The organism is Vreelandella halophila (genome assembly GCF_019903425.1).
GTDB lineage: Bacteria > Pseudomonadota > Gammaproteobacteria > Pseudomonadales > Oleiphilaceae > Halospina > Halospina halophila.
Genome location: NZ_JACHUZ010000013.1, coordinates 1,914,341 through 1,936,015, shown reverse-complemented (window position 1 = coordinate 1,936,015; position 21,675 = coordinate 1,914,341). Strand labels below are relative to the sequence as shown.

Here is a 21,675-nt window from a genome sequence, read left to right as displayed (position 1 = left end):
GGCTCCCCGGTCATCATTCAGCCATGACAGCCACCCGCAGCAATACCCTGTGAAAAACCCGCGAACACTCAACCGCCTGCTGTTACTGGTGATACTGGGTATCACGCTGACGGGCCTGTGGCTCCTGCTCCGGGAGCTCGGCATGCCCGGAAATCTTTCCACGGGCGGAATGGCAGCGTGGCTGAACGCCCAGGATGCCGCCGGGCCCCTGCTGCTGATGCTCGTGATGGTCATGGCCGTGGTCATCGGCCCCATACCGACTCTGCCAGTCAGTGCAGCCGCCGGTATGGCCTTCGGTGTGGTGGGTGGCACGCTGGTGGCCTCGGCAGGCGCCCTGGCCGGGGCCCTGACTTCATTTGGCATCAGCCGTTTTATCGCGCGCGATCTGGTGCGCCGCAAACTGGGCGATAACCCGCTTTTCCAGGAACAGGCACCCCAGAAAGTGCTTTTCTGGAGCGTTTTCATAACCCGGCTGGTACCACTGTTCTCGTTCGCACTGGTGAGCTATGCAGCGGGGCTGACGGTGATCAGCACCTGGCGCTACGCCCTCGCCACCTATCTGGGCATGCTCCCAATGACGGTCGTCTTCGTCACCCTGGGCCGGAGCTTTCAGGTTCACCCGGTGGCCGCCGCCATTGCGAGCGCCATTCTGCTGGTAGCCATGTTCCTCGCCCCGTACTACCTGCAGCGGTTTCACGGGGAGAGGCTGAAGCGGCTTTTCAGGTAGCCTTCGGCCAGTCATTACTCCTGTCATCACGCCTGCGCCACATTTGATGCATCCTTTTTACATCCATCAAATAAAATGTATTATATATAATGTTTTATCAGGCGCTGACCCCTCCCGCGCCGAATCGCTCACCTTCAAGGAGTACCAATGCTGAGTTCGAAGCAGGAACAGATTATCGAAGAGACCGCCCCTGTCGTGGCGCAACACCTGGAAACCATTACCGCCCGCTTCTACCCGCTGATGTTTGACCGCTATCCAGAGGTCAACGCGCTGTTCAACGCCAGCCACCAGGCCAGCGGCAACCAGGCGCGCGCCCTGGCCGGTGCCGTTTTGCAGTACGTACAGCTGCGCAATAACCCGGCGGAAGCCCGTGCCGCACTCTCCACCGCCATTGGCAAGCACATCTCACTTGGCATCCAGCCGGACCACTACCCCATTGTTGGCGAATGCCTGATGGCGGCCATTGGTGAAGTGCTGGGCGATGCCGTTACACCCGATGTGGCGGATGCCTGGCAGGCGCTCTACGACGAGCTGGCCGGCCTGTTGATCGATGTTGAACAGAGCCATTACCACGCATTCGCAAACCGCCCGGGTGGCTGGCAGGGCCGGCGCGCGTTCCGCATCCGCAACCGTCGCCAGGAAAGCGCCGTCATCACGTCCTTTGAGCTGGAGCCCATGGACGGTGAGCCGGTCGCGGACTTCGAGCCGGGCCAATACATCGGTGTGCGGCTCGAGATCAACGGCGAGCCGGTCTACCGCCATTACAGCCTCTCCGACGTGCCCAACGGCCGCACCTACCGGATCTCCGTGAAGCGCGAACCGGAGGGCCATGTCAGCCGATTCCTTCATGACGAGGCGGCAAACGGCTTTGAGCTGGAGCTTCTGCCGCCGTCCGGAGATCTGACGCTGACAGGCCAGGAGCCGCTGCTACTGATCAGCGGTGGTGTTGGCCAGACGCCCATGCTCCCCTTGGCGAAGCAGGCGCTGGAACAAGGGCGGCCGGTGGCCTACCTGCACGCGGCGCGCAGCCGTCAGCACCATGCCTTCTCGGAGGAGATAAAGGCCCTCCGCGACCAGTACCCGGAGCATTTCAATCCGGTCGTAATCTATGAGGAAGGCGGGGAAGCCGACGGCGCGGACGCAATCGGCATGGTGGACCAGACGCTACTGGCGCAGCACCTGCCCGATCCAGCCGCACGCTGCTACTTCGTGGGCCCGGAAGCCTTCATGCAGACAGTTGATGCCGCCCTGGATGCACTGGGCGTAAGCGAAAACCGCCGCCACTTCGAGTACTTCGGGCCCTCCAGGCCGCTGCGGGCCGCCTGAGGCGCAAGCCGGGAGTCTGCCCTTTCAAGTCGATCTACTCACTGACATCCGGCCGCCGATCCATGTACGACTGATCAATCAGGGTCCGGTGGACGCCAGTGATGTTGAGCGGTAACCACGCCTCATACATCGAGAGATGGCTGTACTCGGGCAACCGGATCTCCTGCTTCAGGGTTTCCAGGCTCCTGCCTTCGAGCATACCGTCGCGAACGGCGTTATAGAGGACTTCAGTGTAAGCCAGGTACGCCTCGACATCCTCCCGGGTTCCCATCACCCCGTGGCCGCCCAGGAACCGGTCGAAGGGCCGTTCATTCAGCAATTCGCGGGTAGAGGCGATGACGCCATGGATGTCGTAGCCGGGCAGGTCCCGGTACATCATGCGCCCGAGCACCACCCAGTCGACCACGTACATCACGTTGGCCGGCATGAATCGCATGCTCACGGAACCACGGCCATTGTTCGGCCCGTAATAGGTCAGTTCGACGCGGCTGTCGCCGAGGTTGAGCGTGAGTTCATCCGGGAAGGTCAATTCCGGCATCGCCGTGGGCGCCCGGGTCCATTCCAGGTCCTGCGCCGCATACTCGTGCGCCACGACGGTGACGTCTTCACTGTCGAACACCTCGCCGCCCATCACGTGGTCCACGTGGTTGTGGCTGTAGACCATGTAGCGAACCGGTACATCAAACCGCTCGGCAAGCTCTGCTTTCAGCCAGCTCGCCGCTTCCTCATTGATCGGGTCGGTTACCACAATGCCCTGCTCGGTCACCATGAAGGCGGAGTGGTAGTGCTCGTAGGAGAAGCGGTAGACGTTGTCCTTGACCTGCTCAATGGCGTACTGCTCCTCGGCCATCGCCAGGCCCGAACTGAGCACGAGCGTTGCAACCGCGAGGAACCCCCAGCCCAGGAGGTTTCCATTTTTTCGGACCATGATTTCTCTCCCGCAATACCATTCAGTGCTGGACAATATACGCCCTGATGAGCATTGGGGATCGCGGGGAGCCTTCTAACCCAAGCCCTATCCAGAGTCCGCGGAAACGATGATACTGTCCTGAAAGGAACACCGTTTTCCGCGATCAACACAGGGAGACAGCGCCATGACTGCCACCGAATGGATCATCCTTATCGTCGTGCTCGGCTCCATGCTGGGCGGCGTCTTCATGCTGAAGAACCGGGCCCACAAGCTGGATGTTTCCGGGGAAAAGATGGAGCGCATCCGCAAGCGAAAAGCAGAGCTGGAAGAGCAGGAACGGCGTGAAAATGAGGAGACGGAAAAGGAACAGTGAGAGGGTTACACCCTCCCCATCAGTTTTTCAGCCAGCTCAGCCAAACTGTGAACGTGGATATCCGGCTCGGTGCGCTCGCCAACCTCGGGTGTAGCGCCACCCCCTTCCTTACCATGGCGCCGTTCCACCCAGGCCGTCGTGAGGCCAAAACGTTTCGCGCCACCAATGTCATGGTACTGGCTCTGGGCGAAGTGCAGGACTTCCTCTTTTGCCACGCCGATCCTGTCGAGCACGTATTGGAAGAACCGCTGGTCCGGCTTGTTTACGCCTACCTCGTCGCAGGTGACCTGGTCATCAAACAGGTTCCCGACGGTTCGGTTCATTGCCCTTGTTGCCCAGGCATCCGCGTTGGTCATGGCGACCAGCCGGAAGTGCTGGCTCAGTGTGCGGAGTGCTTCTTCCGAATCCGGAAAGGCGGGCCAGTGGGCGATGGAACTCTGGAAGTCCCCGGCAGCCTCTTCGCCGCCACTTAGTGCCCAGGTTGCCGCGAGGTCGTGGTAGATCAACGGCAGCATATCGGTGAACGGCAGATCCGGGCGCTGCCGCTGGAGGCGGTCCTCGGCTTCCGCGAACGCAGCCAGTATCCCGGCATCGTCAATGCGAATGCCCTGGCCCTCAAGATGCGGCCGCCACCATTCCAGGATCCCGGTTTCAAAATCGATCACAGTGCCCACCACATCGAAAGTAAGCGTTGTTATCGCGCTGGTATCAACAGTGCCCTGATTCATCGCCGTCTCCCCGGGGCTCGTCAGTGAACGTATTTCCGTTCAAAACAAAGCTTAAATGATGATGGCACTCACTTTCATGCTCGCCACGCCCTTCTCGATGGCCAGTGCTTCCGTGGGCGACCACGGTACTGCTGTTGAGGCAGAGCCCACGGCCTCCAGTCAATCGTATGGAGACGATGACAAGAAAGGAGATGATGGCGAGAAGGATGGGGAAGATGACAAGGGCGATGATGAGGAAAGCGATTCCTGGTAAGCCCTGTTAACCACCATCAGGTCTCCCCTGCGTGCACCGGTGGGATCATTCCCACCGGTGTATCAGTTACCAATCCACGCATCACCCAGCCATTATAATCACTGTGCAATCCCCGATTGAGGATCAGCCCTATTCCGGTACGGGCTGCTTTTTGGCCCAGGGCAGTATCCTGAATGCCTCCTGACTGGCGCCCTGCGTCATGTGACGCTCAGACCGCAGCGCCTTGTAAAGGCTCAGACAGATCGCCAACAGAAGGAAGGACATGAAGAAACCAAGGGAAATGGAAGCATCCTGAATCGCCTGCAACCCACCAACGATCAGCAGGATGGCCGCAACCGAGCCCTCGGACACAGCCCAGAAAACGCGCTGTGCGCGCGGCGGATTCGGGTGGCCTCCTGAGGTGACCATGTCATCAACCAGCGATCCTGAATCCGAAGAGGTGATGAAGAAAATCACGATCACCAGGGTGGCCCACATCATGGTCACACCTGCCAGCGGCAGCGCTTCCAGCAATGCGTGCAGAGACAGCGACACATCATCCTGAACGATCGCGCTCAGCCCCCCGCTGCCGAAAAGCTCGATGTGCAGCGCCGAACCACCGAACACCGACAGCCAGACGAACGTGACCAGTGTAGGGACCAGCATCACTGAGAGAACAAACTCACGCAGGGTGCGCCCCCGGGAAATACGGGCCACAAAAACCCCCACAAACGGTGACCAGGAAATCCACCACCCCCAATAGAACATGGTCCAGGTCGCCTGCCAGTCGGTGTGGCTGGTGTACTCGACCCAGAGACTCATTTCAGGCAACTGCTGAATGTAGATGCCCAGGGTCCCCACCAGGGTTTCGAGAATATAGACCGTCTGCCCGGCAACGAAAACAAACGTCATGAGACCGAACGCCAGCGCCAGGTTGATGAGGCTCAGTCGCCGGATACCCGATTTGATGCCGGATACCACCGAGATGGTGGCAACCAGCGTGATCAGGGCAATGATTCCCACCTGGACGTTGGTCTCGAGCGGAATGTCCATGTACTGGGCAAGGCCACTGTTGATCTGCATCGCGCCCAACCCCAGTGATGTGGAAACCCCCAGCAGAGTCCCCACCGTGCAGAGAATGTCCACACCGTGGCCAATCGGCCCCCAGATATGACGACCGATCAGCGGATGCAGAATGGATCTGGGCGCGAGCGGAAGATCATGGCGGAAATGGAAATAGGCAATGGAGGCGCCGAACAGGATGTAGATGGCCCAGGGGTGCAACCCCCAGTGAAAGAAGGTGTAACGCATGGCCTCCTTCGCTGCCTCAGGTGAGCCGCCCTCGGCAAACAGCGGGTCCGCATGGTGATAGAGGGGCTCAGCCACCCCCCAGAACACCAGACCTGTTCCCATGCCGGCACTGAACAGCATGGCGAACCAGGCGTGATAGCGGAACTCAGGCCGTGAATCCGGCGGTCCCAGCCGTAACCGGCCGTAAGGACTGACCATCAGCCAGAAGGCAAAGATAACGAACAAGGTCACAATCAGCGCGTAATACCAGCCAAAAGTCCGGGAAATCGCCTGTTGCGCGCTTGAGAATGCGTCACTCGCCGTAGCGGTAAAAAGGCCGCCAAAAATACAGAAGCCAATGACACAGAGCGCCGAGCCGATGAAGACCGGCGGTGACATCTTCTGAGTGAAACGATGCCACGCCTGTGTCAGGCCTGCCCTGAGTGCGCCCATACCCTCAACCCCATCCGGTATCCCGATAGCGGTAACGACTCCCCTCGTTACCCTGCGCGATCATCATGTCGCGTGTATGATAGAGATTCAGCGCCCTTCAGGCCATCTGCTGCAGAAGGCGCGCCGTCTCATCCCATCCCAGGCAGGGGTCCGTAATGGACTGGCCGTAGGTCAGCTCGCCTTCATCCTTCTGCTTGCCATCCACCAGGAAGCTCTCGAGCATGATACCGACGATCCGGTGGTTACCCGCCCGGCGCTGGCGCAGCAGCTCCCGTGCAATCCCGGTCTGGCGCTGATGCTCCTTGCAGGCATTGTCGTGGCTGCAATCGACCATCACCGAGGGGTTCAGCCCGTTCTCCCTCAGCTGTTGCTGGGCAGCCGTGACACTGGCCTCGTCATAATTGGTGACGCCGCGACCACCGCGCAGCACCAGATGTGTATCCGGGTTGCCTCGTGTCTGCATCATGGCCGGCCGACCGTGAACGTCCGTGCCCAATCTGTAATGGGAAGAAGCCGCCGACCGCATGGCATTGAGCGCCATTCCATGGCTGCCATCGGTGCCGTTCTTGAATCCTACCGGCATGGCCAGCTGGCTTGCCATCTCACGATGAAGCTGTGACTCGGTGGTCCGCGCCCCGACCGCCGTCCAGCTCACCAGATCGGACAGGTAATCCACGGCCATCGGGTTGAGAGCTTCGGTCGCCAGCGGCAGCCCCAGCTGCGCCAGATTCAACAGCAGGCGCCGGCTTCGGACCAGTCCCTGGGCCAGGTCCCCTTCTCCCGTGCGCTCAGGGTCGTACAGCAGCCCTTTCCAGCCCACGGTGGTGCGGGGCTTCTCGAGGTAAGCCCGCATGACGATGAGACAGCGATCCTGAAGGGTCGCGGCGAGTTCCGCCAATCGCTCGCCATACTCAAGTGCCGCAACCTCGTCATGCACCGAACAGGGCCCCACAACTACCAACAGGCGTTCGTCTTCACCCCTGAGAATGGCGCGGACCGCCTCCCGGTGTTGTTCAACCTGCTCACGCAGCTCGTCCGGACAGGGCAACTGCTGTTTCAGCTCCACTGGCGTTGGTAGGTCCTGGACCGCTGCGGAATCATGTGCAGGCTGTGGTTGTTCGCTGGTCGTCTGTGAGTCCGTCATTGCTGTAGCCATTTGTTGATCTCCCATAAAAAAACCCCGACGGCGGCTGCCAGTCGGGGTTCTTCTTCCGGTGGCAGCCTGGCTTTCTGCCGGGCCGCCTCCTGGGGTACGAGGTGTCAGACGTGGCCCGGCGTATGGCTATGGAAATAGCCAAAACCAAACCACTGGAAATACACAGCAGCCACCGCCCCTGCCGGAACGCCGGCAGGCATTGGGGTCATTGACGTGGATGCTGCGCTTAATCTCTTCATATCCGGGATCATAACGTACCCAGCCAGTGTTGCAACACCAGGCCTTTTCGAAAAGCCGGGAAGATGGGAATATCTCAGCTCAGACCCAAATGCCCGACTGTCAGAGAGGCCAATGCCAGCCGAATACGATCTTGAAGTACTCAGCAACGACCGCCTCACCCCGAACATGCGCCGGATAGTACTGAAGGGGCCGGAACTGGCCGGGTTCCCGGCAGACCAGGAGGGCGGCTACGTTAAGCTGGTTTTTGACCCGGCGGAGGAAGGCGGCAAACCAACCCTGCGCTCCTACACCATCCGCGCCTTCGATGCGGCACGGCAGGAGTTGATGCTGGATTTCGTGGACCACGGCGACGGCGGCCCCGCCTCCGCCTGGGCGAGCCGAGCGCGCCCCGGCGACCCCATCACCATCCGTGGCCCGGGTGAGCCGAAACTGGCCGCCCCTGACGCCGACTGGTTCCTATTGGCCGGCGACATGAGCGCCCTGCCAGCGCTGGCCGTCAACCTCGAACGCCTCCCGGAGCATGCGCGGGGCTATGCTCTCATCGAGGTGCTTTCCGAGGCCGACAGACAAGCCATCGAGCACCCCGAGGGTATCGAGCTGAGGTGGCTCGTGAATCCGGACACTGAGCGCCCTAACGCCCTGCTGGACGAACGGGTGCGCGCCCTGCCCTGGCTGCCCGGCACACCCTATCCTTGGTTCGCGGGCGAGTTCAGTACCATGCGCAGCATGCGCCGCTACTTCCGGGACGAAAGGGGCATCGACAAGCATGCCATGTACTGCAGCTGCTACTGGAAGATGGGTGATACTGACGAAGGGATGAAGCAGGCCAAGAAGCTTGACCCGGAAGCCTGATTAATCGGCCTGCTCTCCATCTTCTCCGCCCTCGGGCTCAGGCAGTGCCGCCGCCGGGGGTCCGGAAAAGACACTCAACGCCGTCACTGTAGCCAGGATCAAAGCCATCCCCACAATCTGCAGCGCAACCAGCGTTTCCTCCAGGACAACCACGCCGAACAGTGAGGCCGTGACCGGCTCAACCATGGCTACAATGGAGGCGACAGCGGGGGCCGTGTGATTCAGGCCGATGATGTAGAAGATGAACGACAGCCCCGCGCCCAGTATTCCCAGCGTGACGAACAGGGGCCAGTCCGGCGTGCTCAGGGCAATGGCGATTTCGCTGGAATCCCCGAAGGCGCCAAGGATGATCACCAGGGCCGTGAAGGCGATGGTGAGAATGGCCTGCGGGGTGCCATGGGGCGCGGCGTATTTGAAGCCGAATATGAAGATGGCATAGGAGAGCCCGGCTAGAAGCCCCGCGCCAACGCCAAGCGCCGTAACACCGCCCGCGTTGACGTCATAGATGCGGGTGAGCAGCACAATCCCCACCATCACCATCACGATGGCCGCCCATTTGAGCGGCGTTGGGCTTTCCAGCTTGAGCGCGAAAGACAGAAGGTAGACAAACACCGGCGCGCAGTACATCAGCGTCGCGGCCACCGCGACACTGCCCTCGGAGATGCTCAGGAAGTAGAACGAGAAGTTGCCGGCCACGCCCAGCCCGGCAATGGCTGACCAGAACCACAGCCTGCGATTGGCCAGTCCGCTGTTGCCCGGGCGGATCGCCAGCCAGCCCAGCACGAACACAAGACCAATCGCCCCCCGGTAGAACGAGACCACGAAGGCATCCCAGCCGTCCGCCATGAGGATACCGCCGATACCGCCGGACAGCCCCCAGCACAGGGAAGCGAGCATCACGAGAGCCGTTGCGCCTGCCATTGGAACTCCTCACGGGCCGGATGTGGAAAAGGGTGAGCAGCCTAGGCCAGAAGCAGCAGCTCCGTCCAGTTTCGGGTTTCCTCAATGTCTGCCGTATATCTATCATGACCGCTCCCAATCTGCTATGTCTCTCCTCGTGCCCAATGTTCTATCATTCCCCTGCACACGGGCTCCGGGCACAACGGATGCCTTGGCATCGGAGCAGTTCACGAAAAACAGGCGGCCTAATCCATGCTTATTTACCTGCTCTGCGCCCTGGTGCTCATTGGCGCTCTCATCTTCTACCTGTTTTTCTATCGCAGCTGGTGGCGCAAAAGGCAGCTCCAGCACCCTTTCCCGGAACACTGGCGGAAAATGCTCAAAAAACGGGTGCCGCTCTACAGCCGGTTGCCCGCCCATCTCAAACGACAGCTTGAACAACATGTACAGCTGTTCCTGGCGGAAAAACCCTTCTACGGCTGCGACGGATTGGAGGTGGACGACACCGTGCGCCTCACCATTGCAGGGCACGCCTGCCTGCTGATCGTTGCCCGGAACTTCTCGGATTTTGACGGGATCAACAGCATCCTGGTCTATCCCGACCGTTACCGTGTCAGGGATATGGAAAGCGACGGAATGGTGGTCAGCGAGAGCAACGAGATCCGCGCCGGGGAAGCTTCCAGCCTGGGTCAGGTTGTACTGGCGTGGACCGAATGCGAGCAAGGCGCCCTCCATCCACACGGCGTGCACAACGTGATCCTTCACGAGTTCGCCCACCAGCTGGATTACCTGGACGGCACAGCCGACGGCGCGCCACCCCTCAGCGGCGAACAGGCCCGGCACTGGCAGGAGACCATGACCCGCGCCTACGAGCACCTGCGCGACTCACTCCGCCACCACGAGAAGCCATGGCTTGACCCTTACGGGGCGACGGAGCCGGCGGAGTTCTTTGCCGTGCTGACGGAAACCTTCTTCCAGCAACCGGGACACCTCAAGGCAGAACAGCCAGAGGTCTATGAGACGCTGAGCGGGTACTTCCGATTCGACCCACTCAAGCTGACTGAATACCCAGCCGGTTCAGGTAATCGTGAAGTTCCGCCTCGGTGAGATTGATGTATTCCACCACCCTGCCGTAGAGCATTGCCGTCGGCACGTTGCGCCCATTCAGCTCCCGCTGGGTCTCCTGCAGCACATACAGGATGATCCGTTCGGTGCGTGTGAGGCCGTCGCGCGCATCAGGGATGGTTTCCAGCAAGGTGTCAGGTCCTGTCACGCCTGCTCCCATAATGTCCTTAAGCCTACTGTTTTCTGAGCCCACGTTCGGTGAGCAGCACCGCCCCGAGATTCGCAACACCTGGCCAGGCCAGCGTCGCGCTGATAACCAGAAGCCCCGCGGTCGCCTCTTTCGCAGCAGTCACAGCGTAGGTGACAGCAAAAAGCTGGAGCGGGAGAAGTACACCGAGCAGGGAGAACGTGAGCACGATACGACGTATCGAGGAACCGCTGTCGGATGTCGTCAGGATCCAGATCACCCCAATTGCGCTGGCCGCCGACACCACCACCGGCAAGGAACTTATGGCCATGGCCCATGCCGCTGCGCGGCCTGCGGCCCCACCTTCCACACTGCCAAAGTGCAGCGTACCAAGACCCACTACCAGCCAGACGGTGGCGAACAGAATTGAATCACGCCGGTAACGCAACCACCGTTTTTCCGCTGGCATGCGTTCCTCCCGTTTGTTTAACCCTGAGCCCTTTTTGATATCAGTCTATCCGTGCTCGATCCTGTAGCGCCAGCGGCGCGCACACAGTAACCAGCGCCTCCCAATCCACGGCCCAAGCTGGCCCCAGGCCGCGTTAAGAAACAGCGAGGCAGCGCCGATCGCCAGCAGTCCACCGAAGTAGTAAAGGAGATGGGCGGCGCGGAACTGGGGCTTCTCCGCGGCCGGCGCATCTCCCTCCGCTGAAGGGAGGCTGGTGTTTTCCTCCAGGAAACTCCAGAGCTTTTCAGCCTGCTCAGAACTCCAGGCAGATCTTCCCGAAGTGCTTCCCGGCTTCCTCATGCCGGAACGCGTCCGCGATCTCGTCCAGCTTGAAGCTGCGGTCGATCACAGGCTTGAGGCCGGTGGCGTTGATGGCATTCACCATATCGATCTGGTGGCGGCGGCTGCCGACGAGCAGGCCCTGGAGGCGTGCCTGCTTGGCCATGAGCTTGGCGGTGGGCACTTCGCCGCCGCTGCCGGTGAGTACACCGATCAGGGAAATGAGCCCGCCCACGCGGATGGCCTCAATGGACTGGGCCACGGTACCAGGGCCCCCGACTTCAATCACCTGGTCCACGCCCTCGCCATTGGTGAGCTGCTTCACCGTCTTGCCCCACTTGGGGTCTTCCTTGTAGTTGATGGTGTGCTGCGCGCCCATCTGCTTGAGCCGTTCCAGCTTTTCGTTGGAAGACGAGGTCGCGATGACATTCACGCCCATGCTGCGCGCGAACTGCAGCGCAAAGATGGAGACGCCCCCAGTGCCGAGGATGAGGATGGTGTCGCCGGCCTTGATGTGATTGTCCACGGTCAGCGCGCGCCATGCGGTGAGGCCGGCGGTGGTGAGCGTGGCGGCCTCGGCGTGGCTGTAGCCTTCCGGGGCGTGAGTGAAGCTGGTGGCCGCGCGCACAACCTGTTCGCGGGCGTAGCCGTCCAGGCCATCGCCGGGCACATTGGTGAAGTTGCCCTCCCGGGGTTCGCCATCGAGCCATGGTGGGAAGAACGTTGAGACGACATTGTCGCCCACGGCAAATTCCTCAACGCCCTCGCCTACGGCCTCAACCACGCCGGCGCCGTCGGACATAGGAATGCGGCCGTCCTCGGTCGGGATGCCGCCGTTGGCAACCAGGAAGTCGTGGAAGTTGAGGGAATTGGCGTGCAACCTCACGCGGATCTCGCCGGCGCCGGGCTGACCCGGTTCGGCCTGGTCGGTGACCTTGAGGTTGTCGAGCCCACCTGGGCTGGTGACCGTAACCGTTTTCATGACGCTTGCTCCTGTTCCTGTACGGATTTCGGGATGATGGGGCTCATCATTGGGCGTCACTGCATTGACGTCAAGACGCGCCGGAATTCCCACGCCTTGATTGGCTGCAGAGGCCACTGCATTCCCGATTCCGGTTAGCCCTACGAAGTACCTTGAAAAACGGAACTGCACCACGGAAACTTGCGAATCGGTTATGTTATATCAGACATTGGACGGTAAAATTCCGCAAAATGCAGTGCGGCTTGAGGAGGCTGACCATGAAAGCAGGGCTGATTGTCGACTCCGCGTGCGACATACCTCATGAGTTCAGCAAGGAGCACGGGCTCTTCGTTCTGCCGGTCACGGCCCACATCGACGACCAGACCTATACCGACACCCACGATCCCAAGCTGACCCAGGAATTCTACGACCAGGGGCTTCTCCAGAAAGGCCATCATGCCGAGACCGAAGCGTTCTCGGCGGAACAGATCCACAAGCTGTTCCTGGAACAGATCGTGGACCACTACGACCTGGCGCTCTGCGAGACAGTCACCCGTTCCCGAAGCAAGATCTACGAAAACGCCAACGTCGCCATGAATACCGTGCTGGCCGAGTACCGCCGCAAGCGCGACGCTGCCGGTGAGACAGGCAACTTCTCGATGCGGGTGGTCGACAGCAAGCAGATCTTCGCGGGCCAGGGGCTGCTGGCGGCCCACACAATCCGCCTGATGAACCAGAACCTGGACAAGAACGCGCTGCGTCATGAAGTCGAAACCTTCACGGACAACATCTATGGCGTGGTAATCCCCAGGGATCTTCACTACATCCGTGAACGCGCCCGCCGCCGGGGTGATAACAGTGTCTCCGGGCTGGTGGCCTTCCTCGGCAAGGCCCTGAACATCACGCCAGTGATCTTTGGCAAGGGCGCCGAGGGCAAACCGGTCACCAAGACACGCGGTTTTGAGCCGGCCGTCGAGAAGGTGATGAGCTACGCCACGGCCCGCGTGGAGGCGGGATTGCTGACACCCTATGTCTCGCTCTCCTGCGGCATGAACTGGGATGAGATTGAGGCCCTGCCCGGGCTGCAGCGGCTGCGCGATGCCTGCCAAGCCCATGGGGTCGAGTTGTTGCTTTCCCAGATGGGGATCACCAGCTCCATCTACATCGGGCCGGGCAGCCTGTGCCTGGCACTGGCCGCGGAACCGCACGAATTCAGCGATTTCCAGTAACAGGGCCTCCGGTTGTGCGTCTGCGCTGTGTTACGATTCGCACACTAACGAACACAGCGGAGCCGTCATGACAACGGAGATCGTCATTGTGGGCGGCGGTGCCGGGGGTCTGGAACTGGCCACCAAACTGGGCCGCCGCATGGGACGCCGGGGTGAAGCGCGCATCACCCTGGTGGACCGCAGCCCAACCCACATCTGGAAGCCGCTTCTGCACGAGGTGGCCTCCGGAGCCATGGATTCGTCGGTGGACCAGATCAGCTACCGGGGCGTAGCCCGCCACCGGGGATTCCACTTCGTTCTGGGGGAATTCGCCGGGCTGGACCGTGAGGCACAGACCATCACGCTCAATCCCATTCTGGATGAAAAGGGTCAGACGATACTGCCCGAACGCCAGCTTTACTATGACTACCTGGTCCTGGCCATCGGCAGCATCACCAATGACTTCGGCATCCCCGGAGTACGGCGCCACTGCCAGTTCCTGGACTCCCCGGAGCAGGCACAGCATTTCCACCGTACTTTCCTGAATACGCTGATGCGGGTGAACAGCCAGCGCCGAACAGACCCCGACGCCTGCGCTCGCATTCCCATTGTTGGCGGCGGCGCTACCGGCGTTGAGCTGGCGGCCGAGCTGGTGCATGCCTCGGAAACAGTACACGAGTACGGGTTCTCCCAGGCCGACCGCAGCATGCTGAAAATCACCCTGCTGGAGGCCGGACCACGCCTTCTGCCCGCACTGCCCGAGCGTATCTCCCGGGACACACTACGCGAGCTCAAAGAGCTTGGCGTGGATGTGCGCCTTGAAGCACGGATCACCGAGGCGCGCGGCGATGCCCTGGTGGATCAGGATGGATTCGAGATTCCCAGTGACATCATGGTGTGGGCCGCCGGCGTTCAGGGCCCAACGTTGATGGAACACCTGGATGGCCTGAGCCTGCAGCCCAACCGCATGCTCAAGGTAGCAGCCACGCTGCAGTCGGTGGATGACCCGCACATTTTCGCGCTGGGCGACTGCGCGGCCTGCCCCCAGGAACAGGGCTTCGTACCGCCACGGGCCCAGAGCGCCCACCAGATGGCTGATCACCTGGCGAGCAACCTGCGCCGGGCGATGAACGAGCGCGAACTCAAGGCCTTCCAGTACCAGGATTACGGATCACTGGTGAACCTGAGCCAGTACTCGGCGGTGGGCACCCTGATGGGCGGCACTTCCAAGGGCAGCCTGCGGGTGGAAGGTCGACTGGCCCGACTGGTCTACATCTCGCTGTATCGGATGCACCAGATCGCGGTCTTCGGCTGGTTCCGGGGCCTTCTGATGGCGCTGACGGACCGCCTGCACCGGGCGTTCAAGCCCAAGATGAAGCTGCACTGACAGGTCAGTCGTCCGGCACCAGCCGATTGTTCTCGCGCCGCACCCGGCGTGGGATCGTCATGTTCATGGCCTCCCGGCCGCCGACCTCCTCGAGCAACGCATCCACTGGCCCGCGCTGGTCTTCCGGCAGGCCCTGGTACCAGTCCAGAGGGCGCTGGAGTTTCCACTGGGGGAAGCTCATCAGGGCCCGGTTCTCGTCTACCCCGCTGAGCCGGTACTGATGTTCGCCAAGCTTGCGCGGCACCTTCTGGCCCGGGTGCTCATCGATCCATTGCGCCACGGCGTCCACGGTTTCGCGCAGGACAGGAAACTGGCTATCGAATTGGTGCCGCAGTAACGGATAGAGCGTATCCGGCACCTGGTCATCCGCCAGCCAATCACCCACACGGGGTTTGCGGGTGTTCATGCGCTCAATCCACTCCACCAGGTGCGGTGCACGGCGCCTCATGATGCGCCCGGGCGCCGGGTCCCGGTAGAGGTGGGCGTAGAGCGGCGCCATAAGACCGAAGTCGCCGATGCTGGCGCGCTCGCCCAACAGGTAGGGATGCTGGCTGAAGTGCGCCTCGAGCTGATCCAGCAACATGTAGTACCAGTTCTCGATGGCGGAGGCGGTGCTCTCCGTGATGCCCAGCATCGGCAGCATGCCCGAGAAACGTTTCGCCAGGCGGCTGCCCGCTAATCGGCGCAGCGGCCCCGGAAGCCAGGGAGAAACGACCTTGCCGAACTCACTGTAAAGAAAACGCCGGTTCTCTTCCGGAAAACTCCAGCGGAAGTGCATCGCCGGCAGCAGCAGCCATTCATCCGCATACAGTTCCACCAGCAGGGATACCAGACGCTGCTTCGGCGTGGCTGGGTAGATCCCCCTTTCGGGAAAGCGCTGCTCCAGGGTGTCGATGATCTCGACGGTATCCTGGATGAACTCGTGCTCCGGGGTTTCCAGAACGGGAATCATCGCCACGCCCGTCTTCGGGATCAGCACCCGACGGTAGACGCTGCGCGTAGCCATGCGCTCCTCGAAGGGGATGCCCTTGTAGCGCAGGTAGGAACGGGTCTTGCCGCTGTACAGGGAAAACTCGGTTCCATAGTGGGTAAAGGCGTAGGTTGTGGTCATCGGAACTCCGTTTCTCCCGCTCTCAGCTCAACCAGCGGTACATGACGTGTGCGTCCACGAAACCGTACTCGGGATGCTCGAACGCGCCCGGGAGGGTGCCGGTGACCTCAAAGCCGTTGCGCTCCCAGACCTTGATGGCTCCCAGGTTGGTGGACACCACCAGATTGTACTGCATCGCACGGTAACCCATCCGTTTCGCCTCTTCCATGGAATGGCGGCACATCTCACTGGCCAGCCCCCGGCCACGGGCGTGTTCTCCCACGATGTAGCCGCAGTTGCAGACATGGCTGCCCGGCCCGGGCGCATTGGTCTTGAGAAAGTAGGTCCCCAGGTAGGTCTCGTCGTCATCCAGCATGACATAGGTGCAGTCCGGCTTTTCCACCCAGAAGGTGAAGGCGTCGTCCTCGCTGATGTCCATGGGGACGGCGTAAGTCTCCCCGGCGCGGAATACCGGTTCCAGCATGGCCCAGAGCTCGGACCAGTCGTCCGGCAGGAAGTGGCGGATCTCTGGCATGGGGTCTCCTCAGTCGTCCCAGCGGAAGATGGTGGCGCCGGCCTCGGCGTGGGTAACCTGTTCCCGGAACCCGGCAAAAAGCTCGCGCCCGAGGCCTTCGTTGCCCCGGCCCCAGTGCACCGGCTGGCCATGGTCGCGCCCTGCCTCCCAGTGTAGCGCACCAGAGGTTGCGTCAATACGGATGTGATCGCCATCACGAATGCGCCCGATGGCGCCCCCGCGCGCGGCTTCAGGGTACACATGGATGGCACTGGGCACCTTACCGGAGGCGCCGGAAAGGCGCCCGTCCGTAAGTAGTGCCACGCGCAGGCCGTCGCTCTGCAGGTTCGCGAGCACCGGCATCAGCTTGTGCAGCTCGGGCATGCCATTGGCACCAGGGCCCTGGCCCGGCAGTACGGCCACGAAATCCTGCGTCAGCTCCCCGGCATGCCAGGCATCCATCACCGCCTGCTGGTCGGCGAAGACCCGGGCCGGCGCCTCGATGCACCAGCGGTCCTCAGGCACCGAAGAAGTCTTGATGATGGACCTGCCGAGGTTGCCCTCAAGGCGATGGAAACCACTGTCCGCCACGAAGGGATCGTCCACTGCCCGCAGGCAGCGTGTATCACCGGAGGCTTCCCGCGGCGGATCCCACACGAGGCGCCCGGCCCCATCAAGGCTTGCAGGTCGGGTGTAGTCGTGAATCGACTCGCCGAACATGACGCTCACATCCTCGTGCATCAGGCCCGCACCCAGCAGCTCCCGCACCAGGAAGGGCACGCCGCCGGCATGATCAAAGTCATTGATGTCCGACTCACCATTGGGATAGAGGCGACAGAGCAGCGGCACCACCCGCGAGAGCTCGTGGAAGTCCTCCCAGTCGATGCGGATGCCGGCAGCACGGCCGATGGCCACCAGGTGGATGCTGTGGTTGGTGGAGCCGCCCGTGGCCAGAAGCGCGACCATGGCATTCACCAGTGTTTTCTCGGAAACCACCTGCGACAGGGGCCGATAGTCGTCCCCCAGATCCGTGACCTCCGTAATCCGGCGGCTCGCGGCCTGGGTGAAGGCCTCGCGCAGGTCCGTTCCGGGATTCACAAAGGAGGAGCCCGGCAGCTGCAGGCCCATGACCTCCATCAGCACCTGGTTGGAGTTGGCAGTGCCATAGAAAGTGCAGGTGCCCGGCGAATGGTAGGAGCGGGATTCGGCCTCCAGCAGTTCATCACGGCCGATCTCACCACGGGCGTGCTGTTCCCGGATGCGAGACTTCTCGGCGTTGGACATGCCCGAGGGCATGGGGCCCGCCGGTACGAAGAGTGTCGGCAGATGCCCGAAACGCAGAGCACCGGTCAGCAGCCCGGGCACGATCTTGTCGCAGATGCCGAGGCAGAGCACACCGTCAAACACATTGTGGCTGAGACCGATGGCGGTGGCCTGGGCGATCAGGTCCCGGGAGAACAGCGAGAGCTCCATGCCCGGCTGGCCCTGGGTGATGCCGTCGCACATGGCGGGAACGCCGGCGGCGAACTGGGCTACGTGACCGGTGCGCGCTACGGTGCGCCGGATCTGGTCCGGAAAGTCGCCGTAGGGCTGATGCGCGGAGAGCATTTCGTTGTAGGCAGAAATAATGCCGACGTTGGCGCTGCGCTCGGTCTGGCGCAGGATCAGCTTGTCGGGATCGGGCTTGGACGCCATCACATGCGCCAGGTTGGTGCAGCTCATGGTCTCGCGCTGGGGCCCGTCGCGCCGGGCACCGGCCATCAGCGCCAGGTAGCGGTCCCGGCTGGTGGCACTGCGTTCGCGTATGCGCCTGGTGACTGCCTCAACCGTCGGGTGCATCATCTGTCTCCCTTTCATCCCAGAGCCGGCCGTCACGGGCCAGCAGCATGGTTGCCGCCGAAGGTCCCCAGGTTCCGGCCCTGTAGGGCTCCGGACGGACGCCGGAATCCCGCCAGTTCTGCAGGATCGGATCCACCCAATCCCAGGCGGCCATGAGTTCATCATGGCGCACGAACAGCGTCTGGTTATCCTGGATCACGTCGCTGAGCAGCCGTTCATAGGCATCCGGTGCCCGCTCCCGCCTCAGGGTCTGCGGGTTGAGGCTGAGTTCGGACATGCGGATGTCCATGGCCGCGCCCGGCCGCTTCTCGCTGAACGAGAGCTGGATACCCTCGTCCGGCTGAAGCCGGAAGACCAGACGGTTGGCCATACTCGCGCGCTGCTGCGGGAAGATCGAATGCGGCACGGGCCGGAAGTGCACCACGATCTCGCAGGTGCGCTCCGGCAGGCGCTTGCCCGTGCGGAGGTAGAACGGCACCCCCGCCCAGCGCCAGTTGTCGATGGCCACACGCATGGCCACAAAGGTCTCCGTGGCGCTCTCACGAACACCAGCATCCTCAGTGTAGCCGGCCTCGCCGTTCGCTCCGGCGGTATACTGCCCCCGCACCACCTCTTCCGCAATGGAGGTGGCCTCCATGGGTCTGAGTGCACGCAGCACCTTCACTTTCTCATCGCGCACCGCATCCGCATCCAGGGTGTTCGGGGGTTCCATGGCCGTCATGCACAGCAGCTGCAACAGATGGTTCTGGACCATGTCCCTCAGGGCCCCGACCTCGTCATAGAAGGCGCCCCGGCCTGCCACGCTTCCTGATTCCGCAATGGTGATCTGGATGTGGTCGATGTAGCGGTGGTTCCACTGGCTCTCGAAGATGGAGTTGGCGAAGCGCAGCACCAGCAGATTCTGGACGGTCTCCTTGCCCAGATAATGGTCAATGCGGAAAATCTGGCGCTCATCGAAGCACCCACGAACGCTGGTCTCGATCGCTTCCGCCGAGGCGTAATCCAGCCCAATGGGCTTCTCCAGCACGATCCTGGACTGGTCGGAGACCAGCGCGGCTTCATCCAGTGCTCGCGTAATACCGGCGTAAAGGTCCGCACGGGTGGCGAGATAGAATATGCAGCGCTGCCCCTCAAGACGCTCGCGCAGAGTCCCCAGCGCCTGCGGGTCCGTGGCATCCGCAGAGACATAACCCACCCGAGCCAGAAAGTCATCGGCGACCTCACCTTCCAACGCATCGACCAGCTCGGCGCGCCATTCATCGCTGGTACGGGCGCTGCGGCTCACGCCCAGAAGCTGCCAGTGCTCCGGCAGGGCTCCGTCACACCAGAGCGCATACAGGGACGGCACCAGACGCCGCCGGGCCAGGTCGCCCGCGGCACCGAACAGAACCAGGGTGAAGGGCGTGGTATTGTTTGGGGTCATGGGTACAGCATGAGCAATCCCCGCCGGCAGCGCAAATCACGGAACCGCTGTGTGCACCCTCTTTTTTAGGCAATGGATTGTTTACACTGGTGGCTTCTGGAATCATCCGTGCATCAGCGAACACACAACAGGTAATGCCAGTCATGATCAGCAAATGCCTTTTCCCGGTCGCCGGTTACGGGACCCGTTTTCTGCCGGCCACCAAGGCCATGCCCAAGGAGATCCTGCCCATCGTCAACAAGCCGCTGGTGCAGTACGCGGTGGAGGAGGCCTCGGAGGCGGGCATCCATGACATCGGCTTCGTCACGGGCCGTGGCAAACGCGCCATAGAGGATCATTTCGACATCAGCTATGAGCTGGAGCACCAGATCGCAGGCACCGGCAAGGAGGACAACCTCAAGGGCATCCGCAATCTGATCGAGAACCACCGCTTCGCCTTCACCCGGCAGAATGAAATGAAAGGGCTCGGCCACGCCATTCTCACTGGCCGTAACCTCATTGGTGATAATGCCTTTGCCGTGATCCTGGCGGATGATTTCTGTGTCGCCGGCGATAATGACGACGGCGTGATGGCCCAGATGGTCAAGCTCTACAACCAGTTCCGGTGCAGTATTGTGGCCATCGAGGAAGTGCCGAAGGACGAGACCCACAAGTACGGGATCATCGAGGGTGAGACCATGAAGGATGGCCTTTACCGGATTACCGACATGGTCGAGAAGCCCCCGAAGGATCAGGCCCCCTCCAACCTGGCCATCATCGGGCGCTACATCCTGACTCCGGACATCTTCGATATCCTGGAGCGGACCGAGGCCGGCAAGGGTGGCGAGATCCAGATCACGGACGCCCTGCTGGAACAGGCCAGGAACGGCTGTGTTCTTGCCTACCAGTTCCGGGGTCGGCGGTTTGACTGTGGCAGCATTGACGGTTTTGTCGAGGCGACCAACCATGTCTACGAGAACGTCTATCGCCGCGGCGAACGCAACCTCTGAACGGAAACACGGGCTGGCGCATGGCGGACTACAAGGCAGGCGGAGAACACAGGCCAGGGACGGTCATCCTTCCGGAGGCCAGCTGGCCCGACGAGTGCCCTCTCCCGGCCCAGAGCATCACCGAGGCCCGCCAACACGCAGTGCTGGCGCTGCAGCGTTTCATTGCCGATGAACAGCTGCCCCAGGGGTGGATGAGCGTCTTTCCGCGCCTGGTCATTCCCATGGCCGCGTGGCTGCTCAGCAACCAGAACCGGGTCGGCCGCCCGCTGGTCATGGCCATTGGCGGCAGCCAGGGCAGCGGTAAGACCACCCTGGCCCGGGCACTGAGACTGGTTCTGCACCACTGCTTTGCCGTCTCCACCTGTGTGCTCAGCCTGGACGATTTCTACCTGAGCCGGCATTCACGCCGTGAACTGGCGGACTCCGTCCACCCGCTGCTGGCGACCCGGGGTGTTCCCGGCACCCATGACATTGAGGCACTGCTGGGGTGCGTGGATGAGCTGCGCGATGCCAGCCCTGATACCCGCACGCCCCTGCCCCGCTTCGATAAAAGCGCGGATGACCGACTGCCCGAGTCCGAGTGGCATACCTTCCAGGGGCGTCCCGGCGTTATTCTTCTGGAAGGCTGGTGCCTGGGTGCCCGGGCCGTGGATGAGCGTGAACTGGACGAACCGGTCAACAGCCTGGAGGCTGAACAGGATCCAGATGGACTCTGGCGGCGTTATGTGAACGAACAGCTGGCCGGCCGCTACCAGGACCTTTTCCGGCGCTTCGACCGGTCACTGTTCCTGCAGCCCCCTTCCTGGGACGCCGTAAAGCGCTGGCGGCTGCTCCAGGAGGCGAAGCTGATCCGCAACCGCAGCGACAGCTACCGCGCCCACCTGGACGAAGGCGATGCCTTCGCCACGTTTATGGCGCATTACGAACGCATCACCCGGCGGCTGCTTGAATCGCCGCCCGCATCCGATATCCATCTGGCCCTGGATGAGCAGCAACGCTTCACGGGCCTCACGTTCAACCCATCAGAGAGGTAGTGCC

22 protein-coding genes are annotated in these 21,675 nt (G+C 62.0%); 10 read left to right on the top strand and 12 right to left on the bottom strand.

Features of this window, described 5'->3' with window-relative positions; genetic code table 11:
- Positions 1-49: 49 nt before the first annotated feature.
- Both H4I92_RS13310 and hmpA read left to right on the top strand, forming a co-directional pair.
- Entirely contained in the window at positions 50-727 is a 678-nt protein-coding gene (locus H4I92_RS13310; RefSeq protein ID WP_143512695.1) for a TVP38/TMEM64 family protein, read from the top strand.
- 147 nt (positions 728-874) lie between these two features.
- A complete protein-coding gene (gene hmpA / locus H4I92_RS13305; protein ID WP_077531050.1) occupies positions 875-2,053 on the top strand; it encodes an NO-inducible flavohemoprotein in 1,179 nt (392 codons plus the stop codon).
- A gap of 34 nt (positions 2,054-2,087) precedes the next feature.
- Here hmpA and H4I92_RS13300 read toward each other — a convergent pair whose 3' ends face one another.
- Positions 2,088-2,981: an MBL fold metallo-hydrolase gene (locus tag H4I92_RS13300; protein ID WP_077531049.1), complete on the bottom strand. Its 894-nt coding sequence runs from the start codon at positions 2,979-2,981 to the stop codon at positions 2,088-2,090.
- Between the two features lie 166 nt (positions 2,982-3,147).
- On the opposite strand from H4I92_RS13300, the gene H4I92_RS13295 reads away from it, so the two are divergent.
- A complete protein-coding gene (locus tag H4I92_RS13295) occupies positions 3,148-3,336 on the top strand; it encodes a DUF2897 family protein (RefSeq protein ID WP_077531048.1) in 189 nt (62 codons plus the stop codon).
- Between the two features lie 5 nt (positions 3,337-3,341).
- On the opposite strand, the gene H4I92_RS13290 is transcribed toward H4I92_RS13295, so the two are convergent.
- Positions 3,342-4,064 (bottom strand): HAD-IA family hydrolase, encoded by a 723-nt coding sequence (locus tag H4I92_RS13290; protein ID WP_077531047.1) that lies wholly within the window; start codon positions 4,062-4,064, stop codon positions 3,342-3,344.
- A gap of 55 nt (positions 4,065-4,119) precedes the next feature.
- On the opposite strand from H4I92_RS13290, the gene H4I92_RS13285 reads away from it, so the two are divergent.
- Positions 4,120-4,317 carry a hypothetical protein gene (locus tag H4I92_RS13285; RefSeq protein ID WP_077531046.1) on the top strand — a complete coding sequence of 66 codons (198 nt, stop codon included), beginning with the start codon at positions 4,120-4,122 and terminating at the stop codon, positions 4,315-4,317.
- 129 nt (positions 4,318-4,446) lie between these two features.
- On the opposite strand, the gene H4I92_RS13280 is transcribed toward H4I92_RS13285, so the two are convergent.
- Entirely contained in the window at positions 4,447-6,039 is a 1,593-nt protein-coding gene (locus H4I92_RS13280) for a BCCT family transporter (RefSeq protein WP_077531045.1), read from the bottom strand.
- A 97-nt stretch (positions 6,040-6,136) separates the two neighbouring features.
- Complete coding sequence (locus H4I92_RS13275) at positions 6,137-7,195, bottom strand: 3-deoxy-7-phosphoheptulonate synthase (RefSeq protein WP_218668218.1); 1,059 nt, start codon at positions 7,193-7,195, stop codon at positions 6,137-6,139.
- 351 nt (positions 7,196-7,546) lie between these two features.
- Here H4I92_RS13275 and H4I92_RS13270 point away from each other — a divergent pair, with 351 nt between their 5' ends.
- The gene (locus H4I92_RS13270) at positions 7,547-8,287 is read left to right on the top strand and encodes a siderophore-interacting protein (protein ID WP_077531043.1); all 741 of its coding nucleotides are present in this window, start codon (positions 7,547-7,549) and stop codon (positions 8,285-8,287) included.
- Here the strand turns inward: H4I92_RS13270 and H4I92_RS13265 are convergent, their stop codons facing one another.
- Positions 8,288-9,208, bottom strand: a complete 921-nt coding sequence (locus tag H4I92_RS13265; RefSeq protein ID WP_077531042.1) for a DMT family transporter — start codon at positions 9,206-9,208, stop codon at positions 8,288-8,290.
- Between the two features lie 231 nt (positions 9,209-9,439).
- Between H4I92_RS13265 and H4I92_RS13260 the strand changes: the two genes are divergently transcribed.
- Positions 9,440-10,294, top strand: coding sequence for a M90 family metallopeptidase (locus tag H4I92_RS13260; RefSeq protein WP_077531041.1), 855 nt, complete (start codon positions 9,440-9,442; stop codon positions 10,292-10,294).
- On the opposite strand, the gene H4I92_RS13255 is transcribed toward H4I92_RS13260, so the two are convergent.
- The 3 genes from H4I92_RS13255 to H4I92_RS13245 all read right to left on the bottom strand — a co-directional run bounded on the left by H4I92_RS13255 (position 10,239) and on the right by H4I92_RS13245 (position 12,208).
- Positions 10,239-10,460 carry a hypothetical protein gene (locus tag H4I92_RS13255; RefSeq protein WP_245800918.1) on the bottom strand — a complete coding sequence of 74 codons (222 nt, stop codon included), beginning with the start codon at positions 10,458-10,460 and terminating at the stop codon, positions 10,239-10,241. The genes H4I92_RS13260 and H4I92_RS13255 overlap by 56 nt on opposite strands.
- A gap of 25 nt (positions 10,461-10,485) precedes the next feature.
- Positions 10,486-10,908, bottom strand: a complete 423-nt coding sequence (locus H4I92_RS13250; RefSeq protein WP_077531039.1) for a hypothetical protein — start codon at positions 10,906-10,908, stop codon at positions 10,486-10,488.
- 292 nt (positions 10,909-11,200) lie between these two features.
- Entirely contained in the window at positions 11,201-12,208 is a 1,008-nt protein-coding gene (locus H4I92_RS13245; protein ID WP_077531038.1) for a zinc-dependent alcohol dehydrogenase family protein, read from the bottom strand.
- 257 nt (positions 12,209-12,465) lie between these two features.
- On the opposite strand from H4I92_RS13245, the gene H4I92_RS13240 reads away from it, so the two are divergent.
- Entirely contained in the window at positions 12,466-13,416 is a 951-nt protein-coding gene (locus tag H4I92_RS13240) for a DegV family protein (RefSeq protein WP_077531037.1), read from the top strand.
- A 67-nt stretch (positions 13,417-13,483) separates the two neighbouring features.
- Complete coding sequence (locus tag H4I92_RS13235) at positions 13,484-14,782, top strand: NAD(P)/FAD-dependent oxidoreductase (RefSeq protein ID WP_077531036.1); 1,299 nt, start codon at positions 13,484-13,486, stop codon at positions 14,780-14,782.
- A gap of 4 nt (positions 14,783-14,786) precedes the next feature.
- Here the strand turns inward: H4I92_RS13235 and H4I92_RS13230 are convergent, their stop codons facing one another.
- The 4 genes from H4I92_RS13230 to zwf are packed head-to-tail and all read right to left on the bottom strand — an operon-like array spanning position 14,787 to position 19,648.
- Positions 14,787-15,893 carry a glutathione S-transferase family protein gene (locus H4I92_RS13230; protein ID WP_077531035.1) on the bottom strand — a complete coding sequence of 369 codons (1,107 nt, stop codon included), beginning with the start codon at positions 15,891-15,893 and terminating at the stop codon, positions 14,787-14,789.
- 22 nt (positions 15,894-15,915) lie between these two features.
- Entirely contained in the window at positions 15,916-16,407 is a 492-nt protein-coding gene (locus H4I92_RS13225) for a GNAT family N-acetyltransferase (RefSeq protein ID WP_077531034.1), read from the bottom strand.
- Between the two features lie 9 nt (positions 16,408-16,416).
- Positions 16,417-18,228 carry a phosphogluconate dehydratase gene (edd, locus tag H4I92_RS13220; RefSeq protein ID WP_245800916.1) on the bottom strand — a complete coding sequence of 604 codons (1,812 nt, stop codon included), beginning with the start codon at positions 18,226-18,228 and terminating at the stop codon, positions 16,417-16,419.
- Positions 18,209-19,648, bottom strand: coding sequence for a glucose-6-phosphate dehydrogenase (zwf, locus tag H4I92_RS13215; protein WP_077531032.1), 1,440 nt, complete (start codon positions 19,646-19,648; stop codon positions 18,209-18,211). The genes edd and zwf overlap by 20 nt, the downstream gene beginning before the upstream one ends.
- A 143-nt stretch (positions 19,649-19,791) precedes the next feature.
- On the opposite strand from zwf, the gene galU reads away from it, so the two are divergent.
- Both galU and H4I92_RS13205 read left to right on the top strand, forming a co-directional pair.
- On the top strand, positions 19,792-20,637 hold the full coding sequence (galU, locus tag H4I92_RS13210; protein WP_077531770.1) for a UTP--glucose-1-phosphate uridylyltransferase GalU: 846 nt from the start codon (positions 19,792-19,794) through the stop codon (positions 20,635-20,637).
- A 20-nt stretch (positions 20,638-20,657) separates the two neighbouring features.
- Positions 20,658-21,671: a hypothetical protein gene (locus tag H4I92_RS13205; RefSeq protein ID WP_077531031.1), complete on the top strand. Its 1,014-nt coding sequence runs from the start codon at positions 20,658-20,660 to the stop codon at positions 21,669-21,671.
- Positions 21,672-21,675: the final 4 nt, after the last annotated feature.